At 42.1% G+C, this 20556-nt stretch carries 24 protein-coding genes; all 24 read right to left on the bottom strand.

The window, feature by feature from the left end; translation table 11 throughout:
* Positions 1-12: 12 nt before the first annotated feature.
* Positions 13-2505 (bottom strand): phage tail protein, encoded by a 2493-nt coding sequence (locus tag FYJ83_RS14315; protein ID WP_154441591.1) that lies wholly within the window; start codon positions 2503-2505, stop codon positions 13-15.
* A gap of 214 nt (positions 2506-2719) precedes the next feature.
* Entirely contained in the window at positions 2720-3103 is a 384-nt protein-coding gene (locus tag FYJ83_RS14310; protein ID WP_021401022.1) for a hypothetical protein, read from the bottom strand.
* An 11-nt stretch (positions 3104-3114) separates the two neighbouring features.
* Complete coding sequence (locus FYJ83_RS14305) at positions 3115-3717, bottom strand: major tail protein (protein ID WP_021401015.1); 603 nt, start codon at positions 3715-3717, stop codon at positions 3115-3117.
* Positions 3718-3720: 3 nt separating this feature from the next.
* Positions 3721-4074, bottom strand: coding sequence for a hypothetical protein (locus FYJ83_RS14300; protein WP_024400890.1), 354 nt, complete (start codon positions 4072-4074; stop codon positions 3721-3723).
* Positions 4071-4502 (bottom strand): HK97-gp10 family putative phage morphogenesis protein, encoded by a 432-nt coding sequence (locus tag FYJ83_RS14295; RefSeq protein ID WP_021401134.1) that lies wholly within the window; start codon positions 4500-4502, stop codon positions 4071-4073. The genes FYJ83_RS14300 and FYJ83_RS14295 overlap by 4 nt, the downstream gene beginning before the upstream one ends.
* On the bottom strand, positions 4495-4830 hold the full coding sequence (locus FYJ83_RS14290) for a head-tail adaptor protein (protein WP_046058035.1): 336 nt from the start codon (positions 4828-4830) through the stop codon (positions 4495-4497). The genes FYJ83_RS14295 and FYJ83_RS14290 overlap by 8 nt, the downstream gene beginning before the upstream one ends.
* A gap of 3 nt (positions 4831-4833) precedes the next feature.
* Complete coding sequence (locus FYJ83_RS14285) at positions 4834-5142, bottom strand: head-tail connector protein (RefSeq protein WP_024400893.1); 309 nt, start codon at positions 5140-5142, stop codon at positions 4834-4836.
* A 17-nt stretch (positions 5143-5159) separates the two neighbouring features.
* Positions 5160-5381 (bottom strand): Head fiber protein, encoded by a 222-nt coding sequence (locus FYJ83_RS14280; protein ID WP_216585078.1) that lies wholly within the window; start codon positions 5379-5381, stop codon positions 5160-5162.
* A gap of 12 nt (positions 5382-5393) precedes the next feature.
* Positions 5394-6593, bottom strand: coding sequence for a phage major capsid protein (locus FYJ83_RS14275; RefSeq protein ID WP_056975865.1), 1200 nt, complete (start codon positions 6591-6593; stop codon positions 5394-5396).
* Positions 6594-6604: 11 nt separating this feature from the next.
* On the bottom strand, positions 6605-7285 hold the full coding sequence (locus tag FYJ83_RS14270) for a head maturation protease, ClpP-related (protein WP_009052888.1): 681 nt from the start codon (positions 7283-7285) through the stop codon (positions 6605-6607).
* A complete protein-coding gene (locus FYJ83_RS14265; protein WP_097033517.1) occupies positions 7282-8538 on the bottom strand; it encodes a phage portal protein in 1257 nt (418 codons plus the stop codon). The genes FYJ83_RS14270 and FYJ83_RS14265 overlap by 4 nt, the downstream gene beginning before the upstream one ends.
* Positions 8539-8556: 18 nt before the next feature.
* Positions 8557-10164 (bottom strand): terminase large subunit, encoded by a 1608-nt coding sequence (locus tag FYJ83_RS14260; RefSeq protein ID WP_459443308.1) that lies wholly within the window; start codon positions 10162-10164, stop codon positions 8557-8559.
* Between the two features lie 56 nt (positions 10165-10220).
* The gene (locus FYJ83_RS14255; protein WP_021401016.1) at positions 10221-10406 is read right to left on the bottom strand and encodes a DUF5049 domain-containing protein; all 186 of its coding nucleotides are present in this window, start codon (positions 10404-10406) and stop codon (positions 10221-10223) included.
* Positions 10399-10857: a gamma-glutamylcyclotransferase family protein gene (locus FYJ83_RS14250; RefSeq protein ID WP_097033516.1), complete on the bottom strand. Its 459-nt coding sequence runs from the start codon at positions 10855-10857 to the stop codon at positions 10399-10401. The genes FYJ83_RS14255 and FYJ83_RS14250 overlap by 8 nt, the downstream gene beginning before the upstream one ends.
* Before the next feature lie 37 nt (positions 10858-10894).
* Entirely contained in the window at positions 10895-11794 is a 900-nt protein-coding gene (locus FYJ83_RS14245) for an amidoligase family protein (RefSeq protein WP_097033515.1), read from the bottom strand.
* 135 nt (positions 11795-11929) lie between these two features.
* Positions 11930-12157, bottom strand: coding sequence for a DUF4314 domain-containing protein (locus tag FYJ83_RS14240; RefSeq protein WP_009052894.1), 228 nt, complete (start codon positions 12155-12157; stop codon positions 11930-11932).
* Positions 12157-12942 carry a virulence protein gene (locus FYJ83_RS14235; protein ID WP_097033514.1) on the bottom strand — a complete coding sequence of 262 codons (786 nt, stop codon included), beginning with the start codon at positions 12940-12942 and terminating at the stop codon, positions 12157-12159. Before FYJ83_RS14235 ends, FYJ83_RS14240 begins: the two co-directional genes overlap by 1 nt.
* Positions 12943-13042: 100 nt before the next feature.
* Entirely contained in the window at positions 13043-15202 is a 2160-nt protein-coding gene (locus FYJ83_RS14230) for a DNA cytosine methyltransferase (RefSeq protein WP_097033513.1), read from the bottom strand.
* Entirely contained in the window at positions 15195-16436 is a 1242-nt protein-coding gene (locus tag FYJ83_RS14225; RefSeq protein ID WP_154441587.1) for a site-specific DNA-methyltransferase, read from the bottom strand. Before FYJ83_RS14225 ends, FYJ83_RS14230 begins: the two co-directional genes overlap by 8 nt.
* A complete protein-coding gene (gene metK, locus FYJ83_RS14220) occupies positions 16411-17592 on the bottom strand; it encodes a methionine adenosyltransferase (protein WP_141396866.1) in 1182 nt (393 codons plus the stop codon). Before metK ends, FYJ83_RS14225 begins: the two co-directional genes overlap by 26 nt.
* Before the next feature lie 17 nt (positions 17593-17609).
* Complete coding sequence (locus tag FYJ83_RS14215) at positions 17610-18161, bottom strand: P27 family phage terminase small subunit (protein ID WP_154441585.1); 552 nt, start codon at positions 18159-18161, stop codon at positions 17610-17612.
* Between the two features lie 112 nt (positions 18162-18273).
* Complete coding sequence (locus FYJ83_RS14210) at positions 18274-18633, bottom strand: HNH endonuclease (protein ID WP_154441583.1); 360 nt, start codon at positions 18631-18633, stop codon at positions 18274-18276.
* A 119-nt stretch (positions 18634-18752) separates the two neighbouring features.
* Positions 18753-19211, bottom strand: a complete 459-nt coding sequence (locus FYJ83_RS14205; protein ID WP_044036416.1) for an ArpU family phage packaging/lysis transcriptional regulator — start codon at positions 19209-19211, stop codon at positions 18753-18755.
* Between the two features lie 4 nt (positions 19212-19215).
* On the bottom strand, positions 19216-20457 hold the full coding sequence (locus FYJ83_RS14200) for a DEAD/DEAH box helicase (protein WP_154441581.1): 1242 nt from the start codon (positions 20455-20457) through the stop codon (positions 19216-19218).
* Between the last annotated feature and the right edge of the window lie 99 nt (positions 20458-20556).

The raw sequence follows: 20556 nt of genomic DNA, 5'->3' as shown, positions 1-20556 counted from the left end.
CATCGCCCTCCTTTACGCAGTTATAAATCTTCCTTGTGCTCGAGATCCTGTCTGCATCAAATTGTATAACTCCTGTGAAATCTTCCGAATATCGTCTTCACTTCGAACAATCATCTGCTGTATCGTAATTAATGACCCTCCAATTGTTCCATATCCGCTACTAAAACCGGCTCCATTCATATTCAGATTAGGGTTAATGTCAAAATCAGTAGGGATAGCGTTTTGCATATCCTGGCTAACACTATTCATGGCTTTTTCAAAACCGACACCAATACCCTCTCCCATGTTTTCGCCAATTCCAGCAAACAATGTAGATGGCGATCGAATTCCAAAGAATTTTTTTATTTTATCTACTACACCACCAAAAAAACCTGAGATTTTATCCCAAAGCCAGGCTCCGGCATCTGAAATACCCTGCCACAAACCTTTGATTAAATTGGTCCCAACCTGGGCAATTTGCCAAATAGATCCTGTAAAACCTTTAACCAGCGCTGTAATAATTTGTGGCACAGCTTTTACAACCTCTACAATAATCGTTGGAAGGTTCTTAATCAGTGAAACTAACAACATAATCCCCGCCTGAATAATCTGAGGAATGTTACCAATAATAGCATTCACAAGAGAGGACACAATCTTTGGTATAGCAGTAATAACGGTCGAAATGATCTGTGGCAGATTTTGAATCAGTGCCACTAACAATTGCACTCCGGCATCAATTAACTGCGGTATTGAACCTAAAATCGCTGTTATTAACCCGTCTACAATTTGCGGAATCGCTTCTACAATTACTGTGATGATTTCTGGTAAAGCTGAAATTAAAGATGTTAGAAGTTGAATACCAGCTTCGATTATTTGAGGTATTGCACCAATAATGAAATCTACTATCCCAGTAATAATGACTGGCAATGCTGCAATTAACACTGGAAGAGCATCCAAAAGTGCCTGCACAATTTGTATCACTGCTGATACCGCAGCCGGAATTAACTGCGGTAGTGCTTCTGCAATTCCACTTACAATAGTTCCAATCATTTGTACTCCTGCCGCAATAAGTGCAGGTAAAGTTTCAATGATTCCATTGACTAGTGTCATCAGTAGCATGACAGCCGCCTCTGTTATTTTCGGTAATGCAGAGGTAAGTCCTTGAATTAAAGAGATAATTATTTGAGAAGCAATATCCACTACAATTGGCAATTGCTCAGAAATAAATTGAACAGCTTCTTCTAAGATTCCACCAAAAACGTCAATTAAGCCTTGGACACCGTCTTTCTCAAAAGCTTGAGATAATTCATCAATCCAACCATTAACCATCGGAAGAACAGTACCAGAAAGCATGGTTGTTAACCCTTCAGCAAGCTGACCCTTTAACGATGCAACCCCATCCTCAAGAGTTGCCATTTGCCCAGAAAAAGTTTTAGATTGTGCTTCCATTGACCCATAGAAACGCCCACCTTCCGATGTAGCTGAGGCAAACGCTTCTGCGACCATATCTGCAGATATTGCCCCTTTGGACATTTCATCCTTAAGTTCACCAATGGATTTTCCTGTCTTACGCGAGATTTCCTCTAGTGGGTTAAATCCTGCATTAATCATTTGCATCAAGTCCTGTCCGGTTAACTTACCAGTAGAGGACATTTGTGCAAATGCCAGTGTCAGGCTTTTGAACTTCTCGGCATCTCCCTGAGATATATCACCCAGCTGCTTCATGCGTTTTTGAGCTTCTTCTGCAGACATACCAAAGCTCATAAGGGTTTGAGCTGATTGGGCAAGATCCTGCATTCCAAATGGTGTAGCTGCTGCTTCTTTTTTCAGATCATTAACCAGCTTTTGAGCTTTAGCCTCATCACCAAGCATGGTGGTAAAGGAAGCTGTGTAGTTTTCCATTTGAGCGTTGTACTCAACGCCATCTTTCATAGCGCCTATAAAGGCCTTTCCAATTCCCGCAATGGCTGATCCTAAAGCTTTTACCCCACCAATTATGGCTTCTGATAGTAAATTTGCTTTAAGTACATCTCCAAAAATAGAGGTTTTTTTGCTAGCATCATCCATTTCATCGCCAACATCATCAACATTATCTGCAAGTTCATTGGCTGCATCAGCGGCATCTTCCATGTTATCAGCACTGTCATCTGTGGCGTCGGCATGGTCTCGTAGCGCTTTATGGTTATTTTCAAGTTCCCGCTCCATGCCATTAAGTTCAGCCAAAGCTTTATTTAGTTGAATCTGCCAGTTTTGAGTTCTACGATCGTTTTCTCCAAAAGAAGTAGAGGCGTTATCTAGGGCAGCTCGTAGTGTCTCTATTTTTTCTTTTTGTGCATCAATGGATTTTTCTAATACTTCATTTCGCGCAGTTAAGGCTTGGATGGATTTATCATTTTTATCAAACTGGGAACTGACTAGAGCCATCTCACTACCTAATACTTTAAATGCTTGGTTAATGTCACGAAGTGCATTTTTGAATTCCTTTTCGCCTTCCACTCCGATTTTTAAACCAAAATTATCTGCCAAGATTACCGCCTCCTTTCTTTGAAAGATCAAATACCATAAGGAATAATGTCATCGATGTAAATCTTCCGTTTTGGTTTGGACATTCCAAGAAACTGCTTATGGCACTCCCATAAATCCATAAGCAAGCCAATAGGTGTAAGCCATGTTTCCTCTTCGGTACGATTTAAATGAACTGTCCCGTAATATAAAAGCCGGGTAAAGAGTTCATTCTCGTTTACCCGGTTTGCACGTTTTTTGAGTCATCTTCAGATTCTACATTTCTCTTGGTTCCCTTAAACATTGCTTCTGTCAAAGCGTTCTTATAAGTAGCTAGTTCCAAAGGAGAGGTTAGAAGTTCAACTTCTTCTTGAGTAAGCAGCGGCTTTTTATTATCTGGATTTCGAAGGTTGTGAATGAGTAGGCTCTGATTGGCCATTAAAGTTATCAACCAGACTATTTCATCCAGTGCCATTTCGAAGTTCTCAGACTTCATTAATTTCTCACCCAAATTTTCAAGACCGCCATATCTCCCAGCAATTTCTTTTGTAGCTTTAGTGGTAAGAATAAGCTCATACTCCTGCCCGCCAATATTGATCTTTGCACTTCTTTCGTTATCCATTCCAATCCCCCTTATTCTCCACTTCCGCCAGAAGCAGCAAATGTAGGCTCATACACTTCGCTATACCAACCATTAATAATTGCCTGGGTTACGCCCTCATCACCCTCGTTTACTTCTGCTTTCCATGGATGCTTACCCTGACCATCCAGCTTATTTCTACGAAGTACTGTTCCTTCAATGGTCGGAGTTGAGAAAGTAATACTATCACCTTTGGTCGCCAAGTTTGTTGCAGGAATTCCAAACTTCACACGATACAGCCAAAAGTATCGGTATTTACCGTTTGCTTTTTGTGCTCTAAAGCCAATTGCAACAGGAGCCCCTCCATCCTCACTGGTTGAAATGAGTACATGGTTGTCATCAATGGTTGCTCCTGTTAAATCTCCTGCAGCTGCTACCCCTATATCATCAATACCGAGAGTTAGGGTACCACTTTTAAATTCTTTGACAATTTCAGCGGCACCATCATCGGCATAAAGAGTGGCCTCAGCAAGCTCAACGGAAAGTTCTGCACTGATTGCTTTTGCCAGCGGCATCGGTGTATCATAGGTTTCATCACCGTTGTCATCTTCGGTGATTTTTGCATAATAAAGTCTATCAAGACCGATTGTAGCCATGTTTTATTCCTCCTTTTCCAATTGAAATTCATATGGTTTAGCCACATCTATGGCATAATGATGATAATCGGTATCATCCTCATGTCCGATGTATCGACGATCCGTTATCGTAAAATCCGCACCTAGAAGAGTGCGGACAATTGCATTTTTTATAGCTGTATAACTACCTTTAACAAATAAGGAAAGTCTGGCTTCCTGTACTTCATATCCCGGTGTGTTATCCGCATGAACCTCAAACAAATCAATAAGAGGTGTAATCACAAGATAAGTATCAGGAGGAACACCAGAAAATCTTCCTGTTTCTACTGGGATACCGCACAAATCTGCTATGAGATTAAGCTCATTTAATATACTCATAAGTTTTCGACCTCCTGCTCAAACCTCTTCTTCATAGCGTCAATACATGCTTTTCTTGAAGCCCTTCTTGCAGGCTTTAAAAATGGTTTTGGCGGCTGACCCGATTTTCCGTATTCGATGATATTGGCAATCTTAGCGTTACTTTCGCCGCTTCTTCGTGGCTCCTTAAAACCTATCTTCACGTTGAAATTGCCATTTCGGTCCACTTTAGCAGGAGAGAGACCCAACGAACTAATAAGCTCACCTGTAGACCGACTTTTTTCTTTTGTTCCACTACCAACTACAGCTTGCAAATTAGATCTAACCTTTTCCAAAACGATTTCCCCGCCTGACTCAAGTACCTTTGGAATGATTTCATCCGTCTTATCGCCAAGCTTTGAAAGCTTTAAAAGAAAATCCTCAGGCATTTTCACTTGTACCTTAGCCACTTGACCCCACCACCTTTTTTGCCAAGGCTTCAATATACATGCCTCGACCTTTTACATCTTCAACATTTGTAATCTCATAGCGGCCATCATTACACACAATCACCATATTGGTAGATACCTCAACATCAGGTATCCTACGAAAACGAAACAGCGCAGTTGCTTCAGAAAATGCCGCTCGGTTAGTCCACTTTTCATTTCCATGACGATCTTCCTTATAAGCACGAACGGAAGCGAGGATGGTGTCCTTAGATTTACCAAAGCCTTCACTGTCTTTCGTTCTTTCAACAGAAATGAGATCGATAAAGGTATTCATTTTTCCAAAACTCATACTCTACACCTTCCAATCCCGGTCAAGCCTGAGCAGTAAATTTACAGTGTTCCAAACCTGCTGGCCAGCCTGCACGTTATCAGCAAAAAAGCCGCCAGTGCTACCATCCCTACTTTCATAGAAGTGAGATGACAGCATAATGACGGCCTGCTCGGTAGTTGGCGGCATTGTGTTCTCATTATAATGACCTTCCGGTACATGCTGGTAACTCTCGGCATATGCGATAGCGGTGGTGATGTACATCTGAAGAAGTTCATCATCGCGATCGTGCTCAAGAATTAGATTTGCTTTAACTTTTTCTAAAAGTGTCATCACCATCACTATCCTTTCTAAGGTGTATCTCCATTCATGATTCCTGCAGTTTTCAGCTTACTGAGCAAGGCATTAAAGTCCGTCACTAGAGCTTCTACAGTATCCGCAGTGCTTGCCGGTTGATTTTCAAGAACAGGGAGCCCAGTTACTTTGGCTCCCTCTTCAATGACAAGTTCTCCACCAATAACGGTTTTTTCTCCACCTTGTTCGGTGTAGTTCTTTGCGTTATAGCTCATCATTTACACCTCCCATTAAGCCTTCTGCTGAAGAACTTTGATGGCTTCAGGTAAGATAAGCTTTCCATCTACACGCTGGCTCGCAAGGAAACCAACCTGCCCTGTGGTTGCAAAAAGCTCGTTTAAACGTTTGAAAGAACGTCCCTGTCTATCGGCAATCCAATAATATCCGAAATCACCGAAGGCAATAGTTTTAGCTCCAGCTTCAATAGTAGGAGCATAAGCTGAAGTATAAACCGGACGATTTAATAAAGTATCTGGAGTACCTGCTGTTAAAGAAGGCTGCCACAGATATTGACCTTGACCGTCTTTCAGCTTACGGATTGCCTTTACTGTTGCATCATTCATCAGGAATACCGCGTTCTTTCTATATGGCGCTTTTAATGAGTAAACAAGATCGATAATCTCATCTGCAGTAATAGCAGTTGCAGACCCTGCTGTCACTCCAAGCTGTGCTCCGCCTGTTGCGTTGAAAATACCAGTAGGTTTTCCATCTCCGTCTCCAACTAAAAAAGCTTCTTCTTCCTTAGCACCGATTCTACGGGCAAATTCAGTGGAGATATAATTCTCCAGATCAAATACACTGTCATTGAGAAGTTCATCAGAAACTTTAATCATTGTACCCAGCTTGTAAGCACCAATAGATGTCTGACCGAATACAGAATCACTCTCATCAAACTCCTCACCTTCGTCAAGCCAAGCAGCTGTGCCTTTGGTCACCACAACCGGGATTTTACGATCACCACTTGAAGTTTGAATAATCTTTGCAAGTTTACGGAATACATTCTCTTCCTCAAGAGTTTGAACCAAGGTGCGCTCAAATTCATCAGGAACAAGGTATCCTCCCTCAGAATCAGTGCCTACAGATAAGGCGTTTAACACATCATGACGAGGGTTTTTGCTACGCATTACGTTCCAGAATGCTTTCCTATATTCATCACTGGCTCTTCCGGTCTTTGTATCCATCCCTGGAACAGCTGGCTTTCCAGTAAGAGGCATATTTACTGGCTTATTAAGCTCTGCTTCAAGAGCCTCTTGACGTTCCAATCTTGCTATTTCCTTACCGAGATTAATAATGTCTTCTTCCATTTTGTCATAGGTTGCTGCATCTTCTGCGGATACAAGCCCATCACTACCACGCTTTGAATCAAGAAATGCCTTTGCTGCTTCCCATGCTTTTGCGCGTTTTTCACGCAGTTCAAGAATTTTACTCATTTTTATTCCTCCTAATATTTCAATAAATTAAGCCGCTCATAAAGCGGCTCTACTGACTGTTTTACAACTGGTTTTTGAAGTTTATTCATTAGTGAATTGGTCACTGCTCTTCTGCTGAATACAAAGCTGTCTTGTAGTGAACTCTCTCCTGGTTTGAACATAATGTCATCTGCAAAACCAAGCTCAACTGCCTTATTGGCGTTTAGCCAAGTTTCAGCATCCATCAGGTGCGACAACCTTGTTCTAGATAAGCCGGTTTTAAGCTCATATGCATTGATGATGCTCTCTTTCACTTCATCAAGCATTTGGATTGCTTTTTGCATCTCCTCACTATCGCCAATAGCTATGGTAAAGGGATTATGGATCATCATCAGTGAGGTAGGAGACATTAAGACTTCCGTCCCTGCCATAGCGATGACAGAAGCAGCTGATGCAGCAATACCGTCAATCTTTACAGTGACGTTTCCTTTATAATCCATTAGCATGTTGTATATCTGAGATGCTGCAATACAATCACCACCAGGAGAGTTAATCCAAACTACTATGTCTCCTTCACCACTCATTAGCTCTTCTCTAAAAGCAGCTGGGGTAACATCATCCTCAAACCAACTCTCCTCGGCAATTGCACCGTTTAGATAGAGGGTTCGTGTCTGTGTATCTGTGTCGCGAACCCAATTCCAAAATTTCTTCATTCAGGTTTTCCCTCCAATCCTTCTTTATTTGCGAAAATACCCGCATCTTCAAGTTTGGTCATATTGCCATTGATTAGATATAAATCTCCTCCAAGCTCTGGTGGGATTCGATCAAGGTTCTCAAGCTCCCTAATATCATTGGCACTCATCCAGCCGTTCTGTCTCGCGGTTGCATACCCATTCATTCGAGAAACATAATCACCTCGAAGCAGTCCATCTACATTGAACTTGGCAAAATAAAGTTTCTTTTCATCTGGCCTTAAAAGTGCTCGGCTGATGGTCTGCTCCCAACGAATCACCCAAGGATCTAATGTGTATTTCACAAACTCCAGTGACTGTTGCTCAATATTAGAAAAGCTCGATTTTTCCAAGTCTCCTACCATATGTGGAGGTACGCGGAAAATTCGAGCGATTTCATTAATCTGAAATTTTCTTGTTTCTAAGAACTGAGCTTGTTCTGGTGAGATACCAATAGGCTGATACTTCATTCCTTCTTCAAGCACCGCTACACGATGAGAGTTACTGCTTCCCTGATAGGCTGCATTCCAACTATCCCGTACTTTTTGAGGGTCTTTAATGGTACCTGGATGCTCAAGTACCCCTCCTGGAGCAGCTCCGTTAGCAAAGAATTTAGCTCCATATTCCTCACAAGCAATTGCCATACCTATAGCATTCTTAGCCATTGCAATCGGCGAATAGCCCACTAGTCCATCAAAGCCTAAGCCAGGTATATGAAATACATCACTTGGTCTAAGTGTGACTGTCATACCTTTCATCGTAGGTGCTTCATCAGAATACTTAGTATAAGTATAATAAAGAGCGCCACTGGAATCCCGATCCACCGACATTCGATTAGGCATTAACGGATATAGTGCTATGACTTCGCCTTTGCCATTTCGAATAATTTGTGCATAGGCATTACCCCATAATAAAAGATGAGTCATTAACGTTTCTCGGAAAACGAAAGAACTCATCTCTGGATTCGGCTCATCATGTAATAAAAAATACAGTGGATGAGAAAGTGCTTTCTCCTTACCACCGCTATCAGTGTATTTATATAGGTGTAGGGGGAGCCCTGCCACAGCCTCTGCAAGTATTCTTACGCATGAATAGACCGCTGTCATTTGCATTGCTGTATGTTCGTTTACAGGCTTACCGCTGGTTGTTCCACCAAAAAAGAAGCTGTAATTGCTTCCTGTGGTTCGATTTTGCGGCTTATCACGTGCTTTGAAAATATTAGAAAACAATCCCATCTGCATCACTCTCCTTTGCTACAAAATAAGAATCCCTCGACCGTCATAAACAGAATTTCCTGATCCACCTTTGCGGATTGCTCGGTCAAGAGCCATAATGGTAGCGACAGCTCCATCGATTCTTTCAGTTGATTTTTCTTTATCAGGCTTGATATTCCCAGCAGGATCAGTACGTATAAAGATATTATCCATCATCCATCGCAAAACCGGATGTCCACCATGGGCCAGTTTCTCCTCTAAGGTAAGCTTCATTAATTCCTTTGTAGGTGGACTCATATCTTTAAATCCCTGACCAAAAGGAACTACCGTAAATCCTAGGTTTTCTAGGTTCTGAGTCATTTGCACAGCTCCCCAACGGTCAAAGGCAATTTCTCGAATGTTATATTTCATCCCAAGTTCCTCAATAAAACTTTCAATGTAACCATAATGCACCACATTTCCTTCAGTGGTGTGTAAAAACCCCTGTTTCTCCCATACGTCATAAGGTACATGATCACGCTTTACCCTTTGATCCAGATTATCTTCCGGAATCCAGAAATAGGGAAGGATGATATATTTATCTCCCTCATACTCAGGCGGGAAGATAAGAACAAATGCTGTTATATCGGTTGTAGAGGATAAGTCCAAACCACCATAACACACACGCCCTGTAAGACTTTCTGGGTTTACAGTAAAAGCACATTTATCCCACTTTTCCATAGGCATCCAGCGCACCGACTGTTTAACCCATTGATTCAAACGAAGCTGCCTGAATAGGTTCTCTTCGGCTGGGTTTTGCTTTGCGCTTTCACAAGCAATCTGTATCTTTTCAATGTCCACTGTAATACCCAGAGAGGGGTTGGCTTTCGCCCATACCTTTGGATCTGTCCAGTCATCATCTTCGTCAGCACCGTAAATGACAGGATAGAATGTAGGGTCAACCTTTCGTCCTTCTAGAATATCTTTAGCCTTTTGATGCACCTCGTAGCAAATAGAGTGAGTATCATTTCCGGCAGTCGTAATTAAAAAATACAGCGGCTGCTTTCTTGCATCACCTGAGCCATGGGTCATGACATCAAAAAGCTGTCTATTTGGTTGCGCATGAAGTTCATCAAATACAACACCATGCACATTTAGTCCATGCTTGGTATACGCTTCTGCAGACAAAACTTGATAGAAACTACCTAGCGGTTTATAAACAAGTCGTTTTTGCGATAGTACCGGTTTAATTCTTGCTTTCAGAGCTGGACATTGTTCTACCATATCCACTGCTACATCAAAAACAATGGAAGCTTGCTGTCTGTCAGATGCACATCCGTATACTTCACCGCCATGCTCAAAATCACCACAGGTAAGCAGTAACGCAACCGCTGCTGCAAGTTCAGATTTCCCTTGCTTTTTAGCGATTTCGATATATGCCGTATTAAATTGACGGTAACCATTAGGCTTTATAATCCCAAACACATCGCGGATAATCTGTTCCTGCCAGTCTATAAGTTCAAATGGTTGCCCATACCATTCTCCCTTCGTATGTTTTAAGCAATTAATAAAAGACACCGCAATGTCTGCAGCGTCCTTATCATATACCGAACCATCTGCCTTAAAGATGGTCGGCTTATATTTTTTTAGTTTACGTATGGCCGCCACCTCCTTATGGCTACGAAAAAAGGAACCCCGCAGAGTTCCTTCAAAATTTGTTTAGGTTATTCTGTTTTCGCTTCCCCTGTCAAAATGAAATGGACATATTCTCCTTTGTTCTTTTCAAGGTAATCTACTAGCTCCGTATAACCTGCTCTTAAAGCAATACTTGTCACAACCGGAAGATCAAACATATTCGTTTCACCTGTTTCTCGAATGGCAAGTATTTGTTGCATAATTATCTCATTCATTGGCTACCTCCTCCGATTCTACTGAATCGGTTGTCGCTTTGCGCAGGATTTCCACATCGAAGCCCGCACTCTTATAGCCTTCTAAAATTGTACTGTAATAATAACAACTTGGCTGTCCAAGCGGTCTACCATCATTCATGATGTAGACCATCGCCTTGACGGTTTTGCTTCCCAACTTCACTTTTATTGTTTCCTTTCGATAAAGGAACGGCCATCCCTCGTAACGGTCAAGTGCCGCTTCATCGGTCGGTGTAATCTCCCAAACTAAAACTGGTACGTTGCCACCCTCAAAAGGCTCGATTGTCGCCACAGCGCCCGCGTGTGCCCCTCTAAATAATAGGCGGTGGTCATTGATTTGGCTTGCTCCTACCACCTTAGCTGTGGGGCATCTGTCGGCCATTTGCTTTAGATTAAGGTTGGAGCCATAGGCAAGATATAGTTTGTTACTCATTGTTTTCCTCCTTCCTAGCTTAGGACCTTAGGGCAGCTCAGGCCGCCCGAAACCGCCAAGCTGCAGAACCTGAAAGTGCTGCTGTTAAATGCTCTCTGCAGTTTTTGAACTCTTCTCCTATAAACCCAATACGGTTTAGGTAGGTTCTCATGGCAAACTTTTCATTTTCTACTTGAGGCTTCTTCGCAGAGGCAAATTTTTGCGTTAAAGCTTGGTTGTTTAAAGCTAAGGCAAGAACAATGTAGCTTCTTATCTTTCCTGCATGAAGTTCGCTATTGAATCCTCTAAGTTCAACTGTATGGTTTCCGGTAAAAAAGCTGTGAAGGTTGAGGAAATGGTAGCGGCTGTTGTGATAATGAGTGCTTCTACTCTCGCTGTAGCCCTCGTACCAAATGTCCTCAATTTGTCTCATGGTTTTAGGCTTTTTGTGGTTCATCTTCTCAACCAAAATGCTGTCCATCTTTTTGCAGTAGCGCATTCGCTCCGGTGCAATCTGAAGTGCTTTATAAAATAAGTCATTTTTACTTGCAATGATATTTATAAAGTTTCGAATACTTCGCGGGGTATGTTCAGCACCGTCTAGATGAATGTGAATGCCGCAAGATGTATTTGTAAAGGCTCCAGCTTTGCGAAGCTTTCTTACTAGCTCCTGCAAAGTTTCAATGTCCTCCCGGTAAGTTAGGATTGGGCTAACTAGCTCAACGCTATAATCTCTACCTGCAGCTACTTTTCTTCTACCTTCTTTTCTTTGACAGTGAATGCTCCCATCATACATAAATCTCCAAACTCTACCATCTGGAGTTTTTACCTTCTTAGTGTCGTAGTAAGTCCCGCCTTCACTATAAGTACCTTGCAAAAACTCTGCAGCAACTCTGGCTGCCCTTTCCCTTGTAATCCCTGTAAATTCAATCTCGATTCCGAATTTTGCACTTAACATCGTATCTCGCTCCTTTTAAAGTGTGTTTGTCCTTTCGGCATGTACATATATCACTCTAAAAGGCTTATATAGCAAGACAATTCTGCAATATAAATCTACATATTTACTGCCATATTGGTCTTAAAATGTGTATGTTTACTCTTCGATTTTCCTGCATAAATCCTCTCCAAAGACCACTCCAAGGGAACTGCCTGAATCCCAACTGACGTGGATGGTTCCCATGTCATCAACACTAGTAACCGTACCTTTAGTTCCAGGCTGAAGTTTGGTATAAGGGTCATTCATTTTAAGTAGCATGACACGAGTTCCCGGAGTGTAATAACTTCTAAGTTGCTTTAGCATTTCTGGGTGAATGATATTCATTATTCACTCACCTCCTCATGCTTGGGACTTCCGCTTTTGAAGGCAGAGCTACCCGACAGTTTGGAGAGGAGAATTTTTCGTTCTGATTTGTATTCTGGCCCGATAAAACCAAGTCTTAGAAGGAAACAACGGAAAGCGTACTTTTCATTCTCCACTGATTTCTCGGTCGAGTTGACGCGGGTCTGCTTCTTTGCCATTTCGCAAAGTGCTGTTACAAAGTGGGTATAAGCCTTAACCTCCTCTGCGGAGCACTCACTTTGGAACCAGGGGAAGGTTACAAATTCCTCATTTACGATAATGGGAATAGAGTCAGTATCAAGTGCTTTCTTTATAAGGGTTTCTTTGCTTTCTACCAATCCTTTTAGGTTATCAAGTGCGATTTCGGTAAAACCCTCCCTCGGCATTTGAATAATCAATCTAACATCTTCGATTTCATCTGGCTCGGCGTATACGGGAGATTCTTCGTAATCATTATATGGGCTTACCCTTCCACCAAGAGCCGCTTCATAGGGAATTTGAATATTTTCAGGAACAAGCTCTGCTTTTGGAAGTGGTGTGTCATATTCTTCCGTAGCTGCCTTGAAGTCATGAAAGCTTAATAGAGCATCAACCAGTTCAGAATTATCTGGTCCTCTGACTACTCCATTTTTGTCAATATTGTAGTCTGCCACCTCATATGCAAATGTAGGTGCTCCAAGATATCTTACAGGAGCATTCAGTTTTTGGCTGATTGCGTTGACTAACTCTTTTCTTTTTGCTCCTGTGACATTATAGTTTATCTGCATTTTTATACCGCCTTTCTATTTTCGGTACATACATATATCACTCTAAAGGCTGTTAATATCAAGTCATTTAGGGCATCTTTCTGTAGAAAATACTGTTCCATTAATCGGCGGTATTCCGTGCAGATAACACAATGCCAGTCAGCACAAAACAGACGCATGGAAGTGCTACACCATTACCCCACATTTTGTACTCAGCTGAATCGGAATGGGGGTTGTTAAGCCATTTAATAATTTGCTTTCTTGTTTTCGGCTTGCTACTCTTACCCATGATTTTGCGATGGGTTTCCCAAACCTCCGTCCAGAATGAGATTTCATCTTCTGTAGGATTTTCTGTACCAAGATCATCGCACCAATTATCGGGAAAACCTTGCAATCTTGCACATTCCGTTGGTGTGAGCCTTCGAACAATATAGTCCGGCTCAACCAATCCGTTTTGATAGCCTGGATTGGTGCCATTGATAATCGTATTTGATGTGCCGTCCTGTCTGTAGCATTGACTTTCAGCTTTCATCTGAGGATAAAACGAAGCTGAGTGTGCCACTGCTCCAGGGCCTTTTGCTGTGAGCGTAGGTTGCTGTTCTTCATCTATAGAAGGTTTATACAGAGCGTTCTGTCCTTGATTAAAAGCCGCCCTATCAATACCGTAAGAAGGCTGAGTCACTACAGGAGCATCCTTATAATCTCTCGACAATAACGTTGGTGCTTTATCTTCTTCAACCTGTGCATAGGCTCCGGTAGTCATGGCATAGGCAACAGCATGGCGATCAGCGGTATTAAGCGTAAAAGAAACCTCTTCATCTATACCGCTTCCTTTGGGACCATTTTTATCCTCTCTTCCAATCATCGAGCCTTGCAGAGCAACTACTGCAATACCACCTTGATTACATCCTGGATTTCCTCCATTAGCATCAATGGTTCGAGAAGTATCTGCTTCATATATACCGCTATGTGGATTGCTTGACTGCATGGAATTGCTTTTATCAGAACAGATGCCATATGCGGTAGGCACAAAAACAGTCTGATCATTATTGCATCCAAGAGTTGCAGACTTATCATCTTGTATCAATGCACCCTTACCACCGCCTTCACAGCCAGAGCGGATTTTTAATGTTTTAGGTGTATTCATAATAAGAGGTACATTCCCACCGCCAGTTCCCATACGAGAGGTTAGCGTCTGTACTTTATTATCCTCCGAGAGTTTCACACGGCTATCAGTTGGATGGTTTTCAATGACAACAGCTGTTTGATTATCTCCCATGTTTGCACGAAGTGATCCACTTAAGTTTTCGTCAGTATGGCCACCAACTCGAGAAGCAGCACCCGGTTCAAAGGACATGACTGCACCTGGGACAACACCTGCTCTAAGTGTAGGGGAACGTTCTTCCTCATATCCTACACTTCTGCTCTTGGCACTGTGTTCAGTACAAAATCCGCTTGACTGCATTACGCAAGGCTGATGTCCATGTTCCTCTGCTCGAAGTGTTGCTGTAATATCCTTCGAAACAGACATCACTCTTCCGCCTTGGTCATTTAGGCAAGTTATGCTATCGCCTGTTTTTCCAGAGCGGTTTTTAGCATTTCCGGCAGTTCTTTGCCACGGGCTGCCGCTCGGCGTAAAATTCCTTGGCATGCCTTCGGACTCAAATAGTATTTCTCCGGCACATCTGTCTGCAAAATCTGCGACAAGGTAGATTCTACGACGACGCTGGGGGACTCCGAAATATTGCGCATCGATAGTTCGGTAAGCCACACTCCATCCGTCTCCCATATAGATGTCAGCGTATGGCCATCGACCTTTTTCAGGTAAAGGCACCGAGGTGTTCGGCTCTTTGACGCTGATGACCGTTTCGAGGACTGCCTTGAAGTCTTCCCCTTTATTTGATGAGAATGCACCGGGGACATTTTCCCAGACTGCGTACCTTGGATATTGTCCATTGGTCTTACACCTCATTTCCTTGATAATTCGGATTGCTTCATAAAAAAGGACGGATTGCTCTCCGTCCAGACCAGCTCTTTTACCCGCCACACTCATATCCGTGCAGGGAGAGCCAAAGGTTATGATATCTACAGGCGGAAGCTCCGCGCCATTTAATTTGTTTATATCCCCATAATGCTTCATCTGAGGGATACGTTTAGTCGTAACCCGTATAGGAAACGGCTCAATTTCAGATGCCCATAAAGGTTCGATGCTGCAAAGCAAACCACCTAGAGGAAAACCTCCGCTCCCATCAAAAAGGGAACCAAGTGTCAATTTACTCATCTGCATTCACCTCCGGTAGGTCACAATATCTGAATTTCGAACCATCTCTTAAAAGAAACACACCATCAGAATTTCCCACTTGCTCAATATACCTTTTTACAATGACATCACAGTACTTTTCATCCAGTTCAATGGTGTAGCAGATTCTATTTGTCTGCTCACAGGCAATCAGTGTACTTCCTGAACCGCCGAAAGGATCGAGCACAATACAGTTACTAAGGCTTGAGTTCATAATGGGATATGCCACAAGTGCCACTGGTTTCATGGTTGGATGGTCGCCATTTTTCTTTGGTTTCTCAAACTCCCAGATGGTGGTCTGCTTGCGGTCTGAATACCAGAGATGCTTGCCTTTCTTTTTCCACCCAAAGAGAATAGGTTCATGCTGCCACTGATAAGGGGAGCGACCGAGAACAAGGGACTGCTTTTTCCAAATGCAAGTGCCAGAAAGATAAAATCCAGCATCAGAGAATGCTCTTCTAAAATTGAGTCCTTCGGTATCAGCATGGAACACATAAATAGAAGCGTCCTTTGCCATTACCGCTTCGGTATTTTGAAATGTCGCAAGCAGAAAATCATAGAACGCTTCGTTAGCCATGTTGTCATTTTTGATTTTTCCAGCAGTGCCTTCATAGTTAACATTATATGGAGGGTCCGTAACTACCAAATTAGCAGTTTTCCCATCCATCAAGACATCAAAGGTGTCTTTCTTTGTACTGTCTCCGCAGACTAATCGATGCTGTCCAAGTAGCCAAATATACCCTAAATGCGAAACAGCGGGCTTTTTCAGCTCGCTGTCTACATCGAAATCATCTTCTTTTATATTATCCTTAAGGGAATCCTTGAAAAGATCGTCCAACTCTCCTGGGTCAAAACCTGTCAAAGACACATCAAAGTCTGAAGCATTTAAGTCTGTGATGAGAAGTGCCAGTTTTTCCTTATCCCAATCGCCGCTTATTTTATTTAGTGCAATGTTCAGCGCCTTCTCCTTTTGCTCATCCATTTCAACAACTACGCATTCTATCTCATCCATGCCCATACTCAGCAGGATTTTCAAACGCTGATGACCTCCGATGACTCTGCCTGTGGTCTTATTCCAAATAACCGGTTCTACATATCCAAACTCCTCAAGGGAGCGTTTAAGTTTCTCATATTCCGGATCACCCGGTTTTAAATCCTTCCTTGGGTTATATTCAGCGGGGATGAGTTGTTTAGTTTTTATCTTCTCTATCAACATACTTTTCCACCGCCTTTCTAAATTCACTATAGTTATTTACATCTTCCCACGGAAACAGACAACTATTAAAGTGACCATAAACTGCTGTATCAGAATAAATCACATTCCTTAGACGCAACTTCTCAATGATTGCCGCAGGTCTTAAGTTGAAAACCTCCTGTGCAGCAAGAGTTAATATTTCGTCAGAAACAATACCCGTGCCAAGGGTATTTACAGAAAAGGCTACAGGATTTGCCTTACCAATGGCATAGGAAATAGCCACTTCACATTTCTCAGCAAAATCACACCACACGATATGTTTAGCAATATACCGAGCCATATAAGCACCGCTTCGGTCAACTTTTGTGGGATCTTTCCCGCATAGTGCTCCGCCACCATGTGATGCAAGTCCGCCATAAGTGTCCACCATGATCTTTCTTCCAGTTAAACCTGTATCTGCAGCAGGTCCACCTAATACAAACTGGCCAGATGGATTGATAAGAATTTCTGTTTCATCATCAAAAGGAAAATCCTCAAAACACTGCCATAACACATTATTTAAAATATCGGATTTTAGCTCTTCCTGAGTTTTATTCTTTTTATGCTGAACTGACACTACAATGGTTTTAACTCTCACTGGAACATCATCATCATACTCAATCGTTACCTGTGCTTTTCCATCGGGAAGGATACCTTTAATCAGCTTACCTTTTCTTGCCTCATCTAGTCTCTTTACAATTCGATGAGATAAGACAAGGGGAAGAGGAAGCATTTCTCTAGTTTCTTTAGTGGCATAGCCATACATAGTCCCTTGATCACCAGCACCGATAGAACCATATTGTTCGTTTATACCATTTCGTGCTTCTAGTGCAGTATTCACCCCAGATGCAATATCAGAACTCTGATTGTGTACATATACATAAATTAAAAATTTCAAAGGGTTATAACCTAGTTCTTTAAGCACATTCTTAACAATATTTCTGATATCAATTTTCTCGCTGCAGGAGATCTCGCCCGCCACGATAATTTTTCCTTTAGTAGCCATAACCTCACACGCTACGCGTGATGCTTTATCTTTTCTAAGGCATTCATCCAAAATATTGTCAGCAATAATATCGCACAGTTTATCAGGATGTCCTGCACATACACTTTCTGCTGTTAAATATCTCTTACTCATCTCACATCTCCTTATCATTATTTACCTCTACGGGCAGTCAACAGTCGTTCCATTACATCATCCTGTGGATTTGCACCGGAATACTCTGTCGCACAGTTTTCACGAACGATCTGATATATTTCCATCCAGAGTCTGTTGGTTTGGCTCATAAAATTATGGCTCATGGAAACGTATGGACTTTGGATAGCGTTGCCAGTAGTTGGATGTTTAGCAAGAAAACCAAACTCACTTATTGCTTCCTCACACTGTATCCACCTAGCAGCACTCATGGCATATCTTTCTAATAGCTGTGGTAGAACTAGATGTGCACACCCTCGCTCCTCAAGCCATTTCCACGTAAGCTCATAAATTTCGCTAGCTACTAAGGTTTTACCATCCTTTTGTACTGCTGAAAGCATAGCCCTTGGCTGTAGCATCTCCTGCCCTTGAAGTTCTGCGGTATTTTTAAATTCAATAACTTCCAGTTTTCTTTTTCCGGGATTTCCCTCAGCAATTTTATCTATAAGTGCTTTCTTTTTCTGACCAGATCCAATACGGGCACCACCTCGATTTGTACCATCTTTGGCCATTAACTCACCTCATTTCTTATTAAGGGGGTATTACCCCGTTTGAAACTGCGACTTTTCACACGAAACCCCACGCCCGTTGCACATTTAAATAGCTGTGGAGATATGACTCCCCCTACCGGGTTCCCCAACGGTCTCCATCTCTTGCTGTGATAGCTGAGTGACAAGGAGTACAAAGAGCCATTAGGTTGCTTTCATCGTGTGTCCCACCTCGTGCCAAGGGAAGGATATGGTGCACTTCAGCAGCCGGTGTCAGCTTTCCTTGTCTTTTACACTCTTCACATAGTGGATGGGCTGTAATGTAACGGTCACGTATTCTTTTCCATGCACGACCGTAACGCTTCCTCGTTTCAGGATCTCTCTGATATTTTTCATAACGAGAAGCTTCCTTTTTGGCATGCTCCGGACAAAAGCGTTCATCTGTCAGCTCAGGACAACCAGGAGAAGAACATGGTCGTTTTGGTTTCTTTGGCATTTCGTACCTCCTTTGGACATGCAAAAAGCCCCCGCGGTTTTTCCACGAAGGCTCTCTACAATTTTTCACAATACCATTGTATTATGGATTTCTAATAAAATCGTCCATGATATTACTCATTACTTTCCATAGAGTAGTAGTGCAAGATGCTGAAGCGCTCGATTCTTTTTGTTGTATGCAGAAGAACGTTCAATATTAAAGTGATCACAAATGTTATACACTGCATCAATCTGCTTTTGTTCATCATCCAAATAGAACTCCTTTAACACATACTGCTCATCTTCTGTTAAAGCATCCCACGCCGGTTGAAACCAGTCCATGTATTCCAGTGCTTGACGATAACGTTCTTTCAATACATCAATTTCATTGATGCAAGCAATGAGCCTTTTCTCTCCAGCTTTTGGATCATGGGTCGATGGCATGCCATTTAAAACTGGAGAAGCTGGGGAACTCATTTCTTCGTTGAGGGTTGCAATGTCCTCATCGGTATGTTCTATGATGTACTTCATGCTGCTGTAATCTTTTAGGGCATTAATTGCCGCTGCTCTTTTATCTAAATATTGCCAGACAATGTTCATTTTATCAGACCTCCTTTAGTGTGGCTTTAACCGCATCTATCAGTGCGGATTGAGTATTGTTTTTATCATTTAGGGCTTTCATTACACGTTCATCAATGGTGCCTTTGGAAATCAAGTGATGAATCACTACCGTTTCTTTTTGTCCTTGCCGCCAAAGACGGGCGTTGGTTTGCTGATAAAGCTCTAGGCTCCAAGTTAGACCAAACCATACAAGAGTTGAACCTCCAGCTTGCAAGTTCAGTCCATGTCCTGCTGATGCTGGATGGATGACTGCAATGGGGATTTCTCCATCATTCCACCTCTTAATAGAATCGCTAGTGGATAATACCTCAACCTCAAAGCGCTTTTGTATTCGAGATAAATCATGCTTAAACCAATAAGCAATTAGAACTGGCTTGCCATTAGCGGCTTCGATTAAGTCTTCCAGTGCATCCAGCTTACGGTCATGTATATGAAGGACTGTACCTTGGTCATCATAGACCGCTCCGTTTGCCATCTGCAGGAGTTTTCCCGAAAGAGCTGCTGCATTGGCTGCAGTAATTTCCTCACCTTTAACCGTTGTAATTAAATCCCGCTTCATAGTGTCGAGGGTTTTCATTTCTTTTTCAGAAAGCTTTACATCCACTTCGTTTATAACCAGCTCCGGCAGCTTCAGGTAGTCTGTCCCTTTCATGCTAATAGTGATGTCAGATATTAGCCTATAAATTGCTTCTTCTGCTCCCGGTTTTGGCTTGTAGGAGAAGATCACTTGTTGATTACGTTTATCTGGTACAAAATAATCCTCTCGATATCTGCCAATAAACCTACCTAATCGCTGTCCCATATCTAATAAGCGATACTGTGCCCACAAATCCATCAATCCATTGGAGGATGGGGTTCCAGTAAGTCCTACTATCCTATTTACCTTTGGCCTAACTTTCATTAAACTTTTAAATCTCTTGGCTTGATGAGATTTAAAAGAGGACAGCTCATCAATTACCACCATATCAAAATCAAAGGGAATTCCACTTCTTGAAATTAGCCATTCCACATTTTCTCGATTGATAATGTAGACTTGAGCTCTTTTCATAAGGGCTGTTTTTCTCTGAACCTCCGAACCAACTGCTACGGTGTATTTAAGCCCCTTTAGGTGATCCCACTTTTCAATCTCTGCAGGCCATGTATCTCTCGCTACTCGAAGTGGTGCAATAACCAGAACCTTACGAACGAGAAAACTATTGTATTTGTCAACTGAAAAGTGTACCATATAATAATCGAAAACTGTACCACTTGGTAATGTAAACTAATTGGTTTCTTCTAACCATTCCCTAGTTTCTTTAATCCTATAAGAATCACCATTCATATT

This window comes from Tissierella pigra (assembly GCF_009695605.1).
GTDB classification, from domain to species: Bacteria; Bacillota; Clostridia; order Tissierellales; family Tissierellaceae; genus Tissierella; species Tissierella pigra.
Note: the sequence above shows the minus strand (reverse complement) of the source record. Positions and strands in the feature narration are given on the sequence as shown.